The organism is Micromonospora sp. NBC_01655, assembly GCF_026339755.1.
Classification (GTDB): domain Bacteria; phylum Actinomycetota; class Actinomycetes; order Mycobacteriales; family Micromonosporaceae; genus Micromonospora.
Window position 1 is genome coordinate 86,003 of record NZ_JAPEQF010000001.1, and the last position, 12,235, is coordinate 98,237.

Here is a 12,235-nt window from a genome sequence, read left to right on the forward strand (position 1 = left end):
AACCTACAAGGTGGTAACAAGATCACAATGGCTGGCCGGCGACGCCCCGCCGACCGATCCCGACAGGACTAACATCCTGTTTTGGAGCCGACACGATACGGAGGCGATCGATGCCCCGGCCCACCGCGCGCCCGATCCTCGCCGCCGCGGCGGTGGCCATGCTGACCGTGCTGCCCGCCGCCCCGACGCGCGCGGCCGACCCGTGGCCCACGCCGGACCGGCCCGGCACCGTCGACCCGGGGGGTGCGGGCAGCCCCCGCGCGGCCGGGCCGGTCGGCGCGGCGACCAGACCCGACCCGGCGGGCTCTCCGGGCCCGGTCGGCCCGGTGGCCGCGGCCCGCGCGGCGACGCCGGGGTGCGCCACCCCGCTCGCGCCCGTCCGGCCGGTCGCGGCCACCCCCTGGCCCCAGCTCCGGTACGCCCCCGAGCGGCTCGCCGCCCTGGCCACCGGGGCCGGGATCACCGTCGCGGTGATCGACTCCGGGGTCGACCGGCGGCACGCGCAACTGGCCGGCCGGGTCCTCGACGGGGCCGACTTCCTCGACCCGGGCGGCGACGGTGGTCGGGACTGCGCCGGGCACGGCACCGGCGTGGCGAGCGTCATCGCCGCCATGCCGCGGGCCGGCGTCGCGTTCCAGGGGCTCGCCCCCCGCGCCCGGATCCTGCCGGTGCGGGTCAGCGAGCAGCAGGTCGTCGAGGGGCGCGAGGCGGGGCGGACGGTGGGCGCGGCGGACTTCGCCCGGGCGATCCGCTGGGCCGTCGACCACCACGCCGACGTGCTCAATCTCTCCCTCGTGCTGTACGCCGACCATCCCGACGTCCGGGCGGCGGTCCGCTACGCGGTGGCCCGGGACGTGGTCGTGGTGGCCGCCGCCGGCAACCTGCACGATGGCGGGAACCCGCGCCCGTACCCGGCCGCCTACGACGGGGTGCTCGGGGTGGGCGCGATCGGCCCCGACGGCCGGCGGGCCGGCTTCTCACAGGTCGGCCCGTACGTCGACCTGGTCGCCCCCGGCGGGGAGGTGCTGACGGCCGCGCCCGGGCAGGGGCACCACCGGGTCGAGGGCACCAGCTACGCCGCCCCGTTCGTGGCGGCCACGGCGGCGCTCGTCCGGCAGTACCGGCCGGAGTTGACCGCCGCCGAGGTGTCGCAGCGGATCGTGGCGACGGCCGATCCGGCCCCGGGTGACGGCTCGGGCGACGGGTACGGCGCCGGGGTGCTCAACCCGTACCGGGCGGTGACCGAGACCGGCGCGGGCCCGGCTGGCCGGAAGCAGGGCGCCGGGGCGCTGCCGGCGGACCGGCCCGATCCCGCCCTGCTCGCCCGGCAGGCCCGACGCGCGGCGGCCCGGGACCGGGCGCTGGCCGTCGCCGCCGGCACCGGCACCGCCATGGCAGGTGTGGTGCTGCTGGCCGTGGTGCTCCCCCGGGCCGCGCGTCGACGGTGGCGGCCGGCGCCCTGAGACCCCACCCGGCACCCCGCCGGACGAGGTGTCGCCGAGCCGGACCCGAGTGCCGCCGAGCCGGAGCACCGCCGGACCCGGGTGCCGTCGGACCGCGCCGGACGGACCGGGGCACCGTCGGACGCGCGGGGGCCGTCCCCGGCGGTGCCCGGAACTACCGTCGGACGCCGCCGGGGACGGCTCACTGGAACAGGTTGACGTTCCGCTTCTCGGTGTCGAGGTAGTCGGACGCGGAGTCGTCGACGGCGAGCTTGATGTCGCGCAGCATCGCCTGGAGGTCCTGCGAGGCGGACCGCCACCGGGCCTGGCGCTGCTCGTACGCCTGCCGGGCCTCGCCGTCCCAGCCCGCCACCAGCGGCGCGGCGTCCCGTTCGAGCTGCCCGAGTTGGTTGTCCAGCGTGTTCAGCGCCCGCTGGATGTCCGCGCCGGCCTGCTGCAAGGCGGCGAAGTTGACGACCAGCACACCGTGCTCCATCGGATGATCCCCTTTCCGGGAAGGTGCTACAGCGGCAACTGGATGCCGCGGTTGGTGCCGGCGACCCGGCTGGCGGCCTCGCTGTCGGAGGCGTCGTACTGCTGGCCGGCGGTGCGGATGGCGGAGGCGGTCTCCCGCAGCGCCCGCTGCAACGCCGCCTGGTCCTGCGACCATTGCTGCTTCACCTGCTCGAACGAACGCCCACCGGCGCCCCGCCAGGCCTGCTGCAACACCTCCAGCTCGGCCAGCAGGCCGGTCAGCATGGCCTGCAGGGACTGGTCCACCTGCTCGAACTTCGCGGCGGTCTGCTGCATCACCGCGGCTTCTGCCTGGGTCTGGGACACCCCGGACGTCACCTCGTCTCCTCGATTGGTGGCTGGCCGTCGGCCGCGCCCGCGTGGACGCGCCGCTCGCCTCGCCGGCGGGCGGCGCCGGTGCGGGTGAAGGGCTCAGCGAACTCGTCGCTGACGGTAGCCGTCCGGTGGCGGTTCTGCTACCCCGCGCGCTCCCCTGTGGACAACTACGGGCCCCGCCACGTCGGGCCGGAGTCATACGATGACGCTGCGGCACCGGCCGCACCGACGCCGTGGCTCCGTCCGGCGTCGCCGGGTGAGCGCTGGGGAGGCGCGGTGACGGTCAGCACGGCCCCGGCCCAGCCGGCGCACCGGCAGCCGCTGCCACCACAGTGGATCCCCGCCGCCGGCCCGCGACCGCCGGCCGGGCCGCGGGTCGGCCAGGTGGTCGCCGCTCAGGTGGCGGTGGCGGCGGTCGCCGCGGCGGTCGGCCGGGGCGCGGTGGCGACCGGGGCGGCCGTGCTGCTGGCCGCGGCACTGCTGGCGGGCGCGTGGGTGCGGGTTCGGGGCCGCTGGCTGTTCACCTGGTTCGGCGTCGCCGTCGGCCATCTCTGGCGACGGCGCGCCCCGACGCCCGCCGCCGGCCCGGGCCCCCTGCTGGAGCTGCTCTCGCCCGGCGCGACGGTACGCGCGGCGGAGCTGGCCGGCGGCCCGGCCGCGGTGGTCGACGACGCCGGCGGGCTGACCGCCGTGCTGGAGATCGGCGACCCGGGCGACCTGCTCGGCGACGGCCCCCGTGGCCTGCCCGCGCCGTCGACGCTGCTGCCGCCGGTCTCCCCGGAACTGCCCCCGGTCCGGCTCCAACTGCTGTTCAGCGGCTCACCCGCGCCGGCCACCACGGCCGGGGGCAGCACGGTGGCGACCTCGTACCGGCAGCTCACCGAGGGACGGCTGGCCGGGCGGGACCGGGCGCTGCTCGCCATCCGGGTGCTGCGCGTCGTCGGGTGGACCGACGAGGACCTGCGGATCGCCCTCTCCGGCGTGCTCCGGCGGATCGTCCGCCGGCTCGGGCCGGTGACCGCCCGCCCACTCGGCACGCACGCCGCGCTGCGCGTACTGGCGGACCTGGCCCACCACGACGACGGCGACCCGGTGCTGGAGTCCTGGCCGACGGTGCGGACCGGGGCGCTGTTGCAGACCACGTTCCGGGTGCGCCGCGGGCCGGACGTGCGCACCGACGGCGGGCGCCGGCTGGTGCCCCGGCTGCTCGTCCTGCCGGCGGCGGCGACCACGGTCTCGCTCTGCGTCGGCCCCCGCACCGGCGTCGGCGGCGCGGACCCGCCGGCCGAGCTGACCGTACGGCTGGCCGCCTGGACGCCCGGCGAGCTGTCGGTGGCGGCGCAGACCCTGCGGGGGCTGGTGGACTCGGCCGGCGGCGAGGTGGACCGGCTCGACGGCCAGCAGCTCCCGGCGCTGGCCGGCACGTTGCCGCTCGCGTCGGCGGTCCCGGGCCCGGCCGTCGACGCCGCCGCCCTGGACGCGCTGGAGTTGCCGGTCGGCGAGGCCGGGCTGATGGTGGGCACCAACCGTCGGGGCGGGGCCGTGACGATCCGCCTGTTCCGGCCGGAGGGCACCCGGTTGATGCTGGTCGGCGGGGTCCGCGCCGCGCAGTTGGTGGCGTTGCGGGCGATGGCGCTGGGTGCCCGGGTGGCGGTGCAGACGACCCGGCCGAGGGCGTGGGAGCGGTTCGTCAGGGGCGTCGGCGCGCCCGGCGGGCCGATCCCGGTGCTGCCGCCCGGCCGGCCGGTGGGCGGCGCCCCCGCCTCGGCACTGCGGCCGTTGCTGCTCGTGGTGGACGCCGGTCCGATGCCCCCGGCCGCCGGGCCGGGTCGGGCCTGGCGCTCCACCCTGGTGGTTCGGGACGACCTCACCCCGGCCGACGTCGACCCGTTGGGCCGGGCCGACCTGGCCGTGCTGCAACCGCTGAGCCCCGCCGAGGCCACACTCGCCGGGGCCGCGCTCGGCCTCGGCGGGTCGGCGGACTGGCTGACCCGGATCCGGGAGGACATGGTGGCGGTGGTGAACGGGCGCACGCTGCGCTGGGCGCTGCTCTCGCCGACCCCGATCGAGTCGCAGCTGATCGGCCGGCCCGGGCGGGGCTGACCGGCGCGGGGCTGACCGGCGCGGGGCCGACCGGGCGGGCTGACCGGGCGGGCTGACCGGGCGGGGCGCTCGGCAGCCCACGCGGCCGGTCAAGGGTTCCGCCGGTGGCGGGTCCGTGGCACCATCCGTGACCATGGGTTTCCTGAAGGGTCTACTGATCCGGCTGGGCGGCACGGCGCTGGCCTTCTGGCTGGCCACCCTGCTCATCCCGGGCATCACGCTCGACACGGGCTCGGCCACCGAGGCGGTCGTCACGCTGGTCCTCGTCGCCGTGATCTTCGGCGTGGTGAACGCCGTGCTCCAGCCGATCATCAAGACCGTCGGCTGCGGCTTCTACCTGCTGACCCTGGGTCTGATCGCGCTGGTGGTGAACGGCCTGCTCTTCCTGCTGACGAGTTGGATCGCCGGCGAGGCCGGGCTGCCGTTCCACGTGGACGGCTTCTGGCCGGAGGCGGTGCTCGGCGCGCTCTTCGTCGGCGTCGTCACCTGGCTCCTGGGCGCCCTGCTCGACCGCGACTGAGCGTCCCCGTGGGGGCCAGTGGGCGGGAATTGGCTGGCGAGGAGCCGCGGCCACGGGGTTAGCGTCGGGGCGTGATCACCCTGACCCGCGACGACGGCCACCTGCTCAGCACCGACCCGGCCCGGCTCGACCTCGACCTGGTGCACCGCTGGCTCTCCACCGACGCGTACTGGGCGCTCGGGCGGGACCGGGAGACCGTGGAGCGGGCGTTCGCCGGCTCGCTGCCGTTCGGCGTGTACCGGCCCGGAGACGGTCGCCAGGTCGCGGTGGCCCGGGTGGTCACCGACGGGGCGACCTTCGCCTGGCTCTGCGACGTCTACGTGGACCGGTCCGCCCGGGGGCACGGGCTGGGCACCTGGCTGGCCGGCGCGGTCCGCGACCACCTGGCCGGGCTCGGCGTACGGCGGATCGTGCTGGCCACCGCCGACGCGCACGGGGTGTACGCGAAGGTCGGCTTCACCCCGGTCGCCCCGGACCGCTGGATGGAGTACGACCAGCGGGTGAGCCAGCTCACCGGAAAGGAACCAGAGCCCGCTTCACCCCTTACGGTGGAGCCGTGACCCCGATCCGCCTCGGATACCTCTACGGCCTCGGCGCGTACCTGCTCTGGGGCTTCTTCCCGCTCTACTTCAAGCTGCTCGAACCGGCCGGGCCGGTGGAGATCCTGGCGCACCGGATCGTCTGGTCGGTGGTGTTCGTGGCGCTGCTGCTCGCCGCGCTGCGCAACGTCGGCTTCCTGCGCGCGCTGGCGCGCCGCCCGCGGGCGCTGGCCGGGATCGCCGCCGCCGCCGCGCTGATCGCCCTCAACTGGGGCACCTACATCTACCTGGTGAACTCCGAGCGGGTGGTGGAGACCGCGCTCGGCTACTTCATCAACCCGCTGGTGTCGGTGCTGCTCGGGGTGACCGTGCTGCGCGAGCGGCTGCGCCCCACCCAGTGGCTGGCGCTGGGCATCGGCGCGGCGGCGGTGGGTGTGCTCACCGTCGACTACGGCCAGCTGCCCTGGCTGGCGCTCACCCTGGCAGTCACCTTCGCCGCCTACGGGCTGGTCAAGAAGCGGCTCGGGCTGCCGGCGGCGGAGGGGCTCTTCGTGGAGTCGGCGGTGCTGGCCCTGCCCGCCCTCGGGTACCTCGGCTGGCTCACCGCCACCGGGGGCGCCGCGTTCGGCCACGTCTCCGCCGGGCACACCGCGCTGCTGGTGCTGGCCGGGGCGGCGACCGCGATCCCGCTGCTGTTCTTCGCCGGCGCGGCCAACCGGCTGCCGCTGACCGCGCTGGGCATGCTCCAGTACGTCGCCCCGATCCTCCAGCTCGGCTGCGGGGTGCTGATCTTCCACGAGCCGATGCCCCCGGCCCGCCTGGCCGGCTTCGCCCTGGTCTGGCTGGCCCTGGTGGTCTTCACCACCGACGCCCTGCGCCACGCCCGCCGCGCCCGCCGCGCCGCCGTCCCCGCCGATCTTGCACTCGCGGCCCCCGGTTCGCCGCATTAGTCGGCTCCGCCGGGGCCGCAACTGCAAGATCGCGGCGAGGGTGAGCGTTAGCGGGTGTCGTAGGCGAGGATCGGGGTGCCGTCGCCGCGCAGCAGCTCCAGTCGGACCAGTTCGCCGGCGGTGAAGTGGGTGGCACCGGTGAACCGCAGTTCGTCGCCGGGGGCGGCCAGCCAGGAGCCGATCTGTTCCGTCGCGCCGTCCGGGCCGTGCGCCACCAGCCGGAAGGTGTACGCCTCGTGGTGGCCGTCCCGCCGGTCGTACCCGCAGCGCATGGTGACCTCGGTGCCCCACCGGGTGCCGGCCAGCCCGATCTCGGCGTGCACCGGCACCGCGCCGTCGACCGGCCGCATGGTGGCCATCGGCACCCGCGGGGCCGGCGCCGGGGCGACCTCGACAGCCGGCCGGAGGATGGCCACGCCGAGCCCGGCGAGCAGCGCCAGCCCGGCGGCGGCCAGCGCGGTCACGCCGTACCGGCGGCGGGCGGCCCCGCGGGCGGCCCGGTGCTCGCGGCGGCGGCGGTCCCGCGCGGCGGCGAGCAGTTCGTCCACCCGGGAGGTCTCGGCCGCCGGCTCCAGGAACTGCTCCAGCCCCGCCGGGTCGAGCCGGCCGAGCAGCCCGGGCAGCACGGCGATCCCGGCCACCGCCTCCCGGCACGAGGCGCAGCCGGCCAGGTGCCGCTCGTAGGCGGCCCGCTCGGCGGGGGCGAGCGCACCCAGCACGTACGCGCCGTCGTCGTGTGCGAACTCGCAGCGGGTCATCGGGTCACCCCCATCTCGACCAGGGCCAACCGTAGTGAGCGCAGCGCGTAGTGGGTGCGGGACTTGACCGTCCCGGGCGGCACGCCCAGCCGCGCCGCCGCCTCGGCCACCGAGCGCCCCTGGTAGAAGCACTCGATCAGCACCTCCCGGTGGGGCGGGCTGAGTCGGTTCAGCGCCTCGGCGACCGTCCACGCCTCCACCGCCCGCTCCGCCTCGTCGACCGCCTCCGGTGGCTCCGGCAGTTCGTCGGTGTAGACCTCGCCGACCCGGGTGGAGCGCCGCCGCCAGGCGTCGATGGCCAGGTTCCGGGCGGTGATGAACAGCCAGGCCCGCACCGAGCCGCGCGTCGGGTCGAGCGACTCCGGGTGCCGCCAGGCCCGCAGCAGCGTCTCCTGCACCAGGTCCTCGGCCCGGGTCCGGTCGCCGTTGACCAGCCGCAGGGCGTGCGCGTGGAGCGCGTCGGCGTGCTCGTCGTGCAGGGCGCGCAGCAGTTGGGCGTCGTGGTCGCTGATGGCGGCCTCCTCGGGCGTCGGGGAGTCCAGCGGGTCGCGCCGTCGGATGGTCCGGCGGCGCCTTCGGCCAAAAGTACGTCCGGCGGCCCCGATCGGTTCATCCGCAGGTCGACGGGGCGTACCCGGCGCAGGTGTTCACGTCCAGTTCACGTTCGGGCCGACCCGCGCTCACCGCGTCCTCCTAGCGTCCGCCGGGTACGCACGTCGGACGGCTGATCCCGGCGTGCCCCGAAACTTCCCTCCAGGAGGCACCTCCCGATGAGCGACCGTCCCCGGCTGCTCCCTCTGCTGGGCGCCACCCGCCACGGCAGCCGTGACGCCATGACCTGTCTGTACCGGTGCGGCAACGCCTGTGACCACCCGGTGCCCAACTCCTCCGACAACCCGTACTTCGGCGACCTGGTCGACGCCGAGGTGTCCCGGCGCGGCGTGGTCCGGGCCGGCGCGGTGGGGGCGCTCGTCCTCGGCTTCGGCGGTGCCGCCGCCGGTGCGTTGGCCAACGCGGGCGCCGCGTCCGCCGCGCCGGCCACCCCGGTCGTGCCGGAGGCCGCCGGGTTCGGCCGCCCGCCGGGCGGCGTGGGCAGCGGTGCGCTGACCTTCAAGCCGATCCCGCCGAACAAGCTCGACACGCTGGTGGTCCCCAACGGGTACGACCACGCAGTGGTGATCCGCTGGGGCGACCCGGTGGTGCCGGGCGCGCCGGAGTTCGACCTGCACGGGCAGACCGCCGCGAAGCAGGCGAAGCAGTTCGGCTACAACAACGACTTCGTCGGCGTGCTGCCGCTGGACAAGCGGGGCCGGCGGGCGCTGCTCGTGGTCAACCACGAGTACACCAACGAGGACCTGATGTTCCCCGGCTTCACCGGCCTGGACGCGCTCACCGTCGAGCAGGTGAAGGTCGCCATGGCGGCGCACGGGATGAGCGTGGTCGAGCTGGAGCGGGTCGACGGCACCGGGCAGTGGCGGCCGGTCGAGGGCGGCCGGCGGGCGTACAACCGGCGGGTCACCGCGCTGGCCACCAAGTTCGAACTGACCGGCCCGGCCGCCGGCTCGGCGTGGCTGAGGACCGCCGCCGACCCGAAGGGCCGCACGGTCGTCGGCACGCTGAACAACTGCGCGGGCGGCGTCACCCCGTGGGGCACCGTGCTCTCCGGCGAGGAGAACTTCAACCAGTACCTCGTCGGCGGCGACGGCGCGCCGGAGGAGCTGAAGCCGAAGCTGGCCCGGTACGGCATCAGCACCACCGACCGGTACCCGAGCGGCAACCGCAGGTGGGACCGCGCCGACGAGCGCTTCGACCTGGCGAAGCACCCCAACGAGGCGCACCGCTTCGGCTGGGTCGTCGAGATCGACCCGTTCGACCCGGAGAGCCGGCCGCGCAAGCACACCGCGCTGGGCCGGTTCAAGCACGAGGGCGCGAACGTCATCGTGGCGCGCAGCGGCCACGTGGTCGCGTACATGGGCGACGACGAGCGGTTCGACTACCTGTACAAGTTCGTCTCGGACAAGAAGTTCATGGCCGGCGACTCGTGGGTGGCCCGCAAGCACAACCTGACCCTGCTGGAGTCCGGCACCCTGTACGTGGCCCAGCTCGACGGCACCTCGGCCGCCGAGATCGACGGGTCGGGCGCGCTGCCCGCCGACGGGGCGTTCAACGGCCGGGGCCGCTGGATCAGGCTGGTCAGCGGCAACCGGTCGTACGTCGACGGGATGACCGCCGCGGACGTGCTCACCTTCACCCGGCTGGCCGGCGACAAGGTGGGGGCGACCAAGATGGACCGCCCGGAGGACGTCGAGCCGAGCCTGCTCACCGGCAAGGTGTACGTGGCGCTGACCAACAACACCGACCGGGGCAAGCCGGGCAAGGCGCCGGCCGACGAGGCCAACCCGCGCAACCTCAACAAGCACGGGCAGGTGCTGGAGCTGGTCGAGGACGGCAACAACAACGCGGCGGAGACGTTCGCCTGGTCGCTGCCGATCGTCTGCGGCGACCCGACCGACCCGTCCACCCACTTCGCCGGGTACGACAAGACGAAGGTCTCCCCGATCTCCTGCCCGGACAACGTCGCCTTCGACGCCACCGGCAACCTCTGGATCTCCACCGACGGCAACGCGCTGGGCAGCAACGACGGCCTCTTCGCCACCGCCGTCGAGGGTCCGGAGCGGGGGCACCTCAAGCAGTTCCTGACCGTGCCACTCGGCGCGGAGACCTGTGGGCCGTTCATCACCGGCGACAACCGGTCGGTGTTCGTGGCGGTGCAGCACCCAGGCGAGATCACCGGAGCCTCGGTGGAGAACCCGGCCTCCACCTGGCCGGACGGCGACTACGCCAAGCCCGGCGTGGTGGTCACCTGGCGCCTGGACGGCGGCCCGATCGGAAGCTGACCCGCGGCGGCATGCCCGGCGGCCCCCTCCCGATCCGGGAGGGGGCCCTGTCGTCTCAGCCCTCGACGGCGGCGTCGGCGACGGCGCGGGCTACGGTGAGCAGCTTGGCCCGGACCACCCGGGCGGAGGTCATCATCTCGCTGGCCGGCAGCGCGCAGGCCAGCACCATCCGGCGCTCCAGGTCCTTGTCCGGGGTGACCAGCACCGCGGCGCACGCCACGCCCTGCCGGAACTGGCCCAGTTCGAGCTGCATCCCGCGCCGGTCGCCGGCCGCCAGGTCCGCCTCGAACGCCTCGGGGCTGGTCAGGGTGGCGTTGGTGAACGGGCGCATGCCGTACTCCCGCAGGTAGCGGAAGCGCTGCTCGGCGGTGAGGGTGGCCAGCAGGGCCTTGCCGAGCGCGGTGGCGTGCGCCCCCTCGTCGAAGCCCGGGACCATGTCCTCCAGGTACGGCGACCGGGGCCCCTCCGCGACGGCGGTGATCGCCACCTGGCCGCCGACGAACCGGCCCAGGTAGTGGCTGTACCCGGTGTCCAGGGCGGCCCGCCGCAGGCACTCGCCGACCGGCGCCGGCCCCCGGAACGCGGTGACCAGCTCGCGGTACCGGTCGGCGATCTCCAGCCCGACGATGTACGTGCCGTCCTCCCGGCGGATCACGTAGCCCTCGTACGCCAGGGTGCGGACCAGGTGGTAGGTGGTGGCCACGGTCAGCTCGCAGCGCCGCGCGATCTGCTTGACGGTCAACCCCTTCGGGGCACGACCGACCGATTCGAGCACGCGTAGCGCGCGGGACACGCTCCGGATGAGATCCGAAGGTTCCGCCAAGGGGTCGCGCACAACCACCTCCGCCGCCGGGGACTTACACCATATGAAATCCAGGCGTTCGGCGAAATGCCTGTTCGGATCGACGACGCCAGATCATCCTAAACGGTCAGTGCGCCGAGCGACACGGTGAGTTGTCCGAGGTGGGCTCGCGTAGGTTTGCGGGACCATGACCCGTACCGCGCCGCACCCCGCGTCCCCGCCCGTCGCCCGCCACCCCCTCCGGGCCGGCGCGGGGGCCGTCGCCACCACCGTCGCCTGCGTCCTGCCCGTCTTCCTGGTCGGCGGCCTCGCCGTGCAGATGGGTGCCGACCTGGGCTTCTCCCCGGCCGGGCTGGGCCTCGTGGTGTCCGTGTACTTCGGCGTCAGCGCGGTCGCCTCGGTGCCCTCCGGCGTCCTCGTGGAACGGCTCGGCCCGGCCGTGGTGGCCCGCGCCGGCATCCTGCTCTCCGCCGGGTCGATGCTGGCCGTGGCGGCGCTGGCGCGGTCGTACCCGGTGCTGGTCGTGCTGCTGGCGCTCGGCGCCGCCGCGAACGCCCTGGGGCAGCTCGCCAGCAACGCGGCGCTGGTCCGGCACGTGCCGCCCCGCCGGCAGGGGCTGTCGTTCGGGGTGAAGCAGGCGGCGGTCCCGCTCTCCACCCTGCTGGCCGGCCTTGCCGTGCCGACCGTCGCGGTGACGGCCGGCTGGCGGTGGGCCTTCGTGGCGGGCGCGCTCGCCGCGCTGGCCGCGCTGGCGCTCGTACCGACGCGGGAGGCCCACCCGGAACGGCCCGTCGGCACCCGACGAGCCGGCGGGGCGAGCTGGGGCCTGGTGACGGTCGGCGTGGCCGCGACGCTGGCGGCTGCCGCCGCGAACGCGCTCGGCACCTTCCTGGTCGACTCGTCCGCCGGCCGGGGGCTGTCGCCGAGCCTGGCCGGGCTGACCCTCACCCTCGGCAGCGTGGTCTGCGTGGCCGCCCGGATCGGCTCCGGCTGGCTGGCCGACCGCCGCGACGGCGGCCATGTCGCGGTCATCGCCGGCATGCTCGTCGTCGGTGCCCTGGGGCTGGCCCTGCTCGCGCTGGCCGGGCCGGTGCCGCTGGTGGCCGGCGTGCTGCTCGGCTTCGGCCTGGGCTGGGCCTGGCCCGGGCTGATGACCTTCGCGGTGGCCCGGCTGCACCCGCAGGCCCCGGCCGCCGCCACCTCGATCACCCAGACCGGGGTATACGCCGGCGGCTGCCTCGGCCCGCTGGCCCTCGGCGCGACCGCCACCGCCTTCGGCTACCCGGCGATGTGGCTCGCGGCGGCGGCGGCCATGCTCCTGTCGGCCACCCTGATGCTCACGGCGGCCCGCCTGCTGCGCGCCCGCTGAGGCGGG

General features: G+C 75.6%; 12 protein-coding genes. 7 read left to right on the forward strand and 5 right to left on the reverse strand.

The genetic code is table 11. From position 1 onward, the window contains the following. The first annotated feature begins 110 nt into the window (after positions 1-110). A complete protein-coding gene (gene mycP / locus OOK41_RS00460) occupies positions 111-1,463 on the forward strand; it encodes a type VII secretion-associated serine protease mycosin (RefSeq protein ID WP_266262404.1) in 1,353 nt (450 codons plus the stop codon). A gap of 181 nt (positions 1,464-1,644) precedes the next feature. Here the strand turns inward: mycP and OOK41_RS00465 are convergent, their stop codons facing one another. Together OOK41_RS00465 and OOK41_RS00470 are read right to left on the reverse strand one after the other, a co-directional pair. Then, positions 1,645-1,938, reverse strand: coding sequence for a WXG100 family type VII secretion target (locus tag OOK41_RS00465; protein ID WP_117668444.1), 294 nt, complete (start codon positions 1,936-1,938; stop codon positions 1,645-1,647). A 26-nt stretch (positions 1,939-1,964) separates the two neighbouring features. After that, positions 1,965-2,282: a WXG100 family type VII secretion target gene (locus OOK41_RS00470; RefSeq protein WP_117668464.1), complete on the reverse strand. Its 318-nt coding sequence runs from the start codon at positions 2,280-2,282 to the stop codon at positions 1,965-1,967. Between the two features lie 330 nt (positions 2,283-2,612). Between OOK41_RS00470 and eccE the strand changes: the two genes are divergently transcribed. The 4 genes from eccE (at position 2,613) to rarD (ending at position 6,403) form a co-directional block, all read left to right on the forward strand. After that, positions 2,613-4,394: a type VII secretion protein EccE gene (eccE, locus tag OOK41_RS00475; protein ID WP_266267698.1), complete on the forward strand. Its 1,782-nt coding sequence runs from the start codon at positions 2,613-2,615 to the stop codon at positions 4,392-4,394. A gap of 133 nt (positions 4,395-4,527) precedes the next feature. Beyond that, entirely contained in the window at positions 4,528-4,914 is a 387-nt protein-coding gene (locus OOK41_RS00480) for a phage holin family protein (protein WP_266262405.1), read from the forward strand. 71 nt (positions 4,915-4,985) lie between these two features. Then, complete coding sequence (locus tag OOK41_RS00485) at positions 4,986-5,474, forward strand: GNAT family N-acetyltransferase (RefSeq protein ID WP_266262406.1); 489 nt, start codon at positions 4,986-4,988, stop codon at positions 5,472-5,474. Beyond that, positions 5,471-6,403, forward strand: a complete 933-nt coding sequence (gene rarD / locus OOK41_RS00490; protein ID WP_266262407.1) for an EamA family transporter RarD — start codon at positions 5,471-5,473, stop codon at positions 6,401-6,403. Before OOK41_RS00485 ends, rarD begins: the two co-directional genes overlap by 4 nt. Positions 6,404-6,450: 47 nt before the next feature. On the opposite strand, the gene OOK41_RS00495 is transcribed toward rarD, so the two are convergent. Together OOK41_RS00495 and OOK41_RS00500 are read right to left on the reverse strand one after the other, a co-directional pair. Continuing rightward, positions 6,451-7,161, reverse strand: coding sequence for an anti-sigma factor (locus OOK41_RS00495; protein ID WP_266262408.1), 711 nt, complete (start codon positions 7,159-7,161; stop codon positions 6,451-6,453). Further along, positions 7,158-7,652 carry a sigma-70 family RNA polymerase sigma factor gene (locus OOK41_RS00500; protein WP_266267699.1) on the reverse strand — a complete coding sequence of 165 codons (495 nt, stop codon included), beginning with the start codon at positions 7,650-7,652 and terminating at the stop codon, positions 7,158-7,160. The genes OOK41_RS00495 and OOK41_RS00500 overlap by 4 nt, the downstream gene beginning before the upstream one ends. 279 nt (positions 7,653-7,931) lie before the next feature. Between OOK41_RS00500 and OOK41_RS00505 the strand changes: the two genes are divergently transcribed. Further along, a complete protein-coding gene (locus tag OOK41_RS00505; RefSeq protein WP_266262409.1) occupies positions 7,932-10,058 on the forward strand; it encodes a PhoX family phosphatase in 2,127 nt (708 codons plus the stop codon). 55 nt (positions 10,059-10,113) lie between these two features. On the opposite strand, the gene OOK41_RS00510 is transcribed toward OOK41_RS00505, so the two are convergent. Continuing rightward, entirely contained in the window at positions 10,114-10,893 is a 780-nt protein-coding gene (locus OOK41_RS00510) for an IclR family transcriptional regulator (protein ID WP_117668437.1), read from the reverse strand. Between the two features lie 154 nt (positions 10,894-11,047). On the opposite strand from OOK41_RS00510, the gene OOK41_RS00515 reads away from it, so the two are divergent. Beyond that, a complete protein-coding gene (locus tag OOK41_RS00515; RefSeq protein ID WP_266262410.1) occupies positions 11,048-12,229 on the forward strand; it encodes an MFS transporter in 1,182 nt (393 codons plus the stop codon). Positions 12,230-12,235 lie beyond the last annotated feature (6 nt).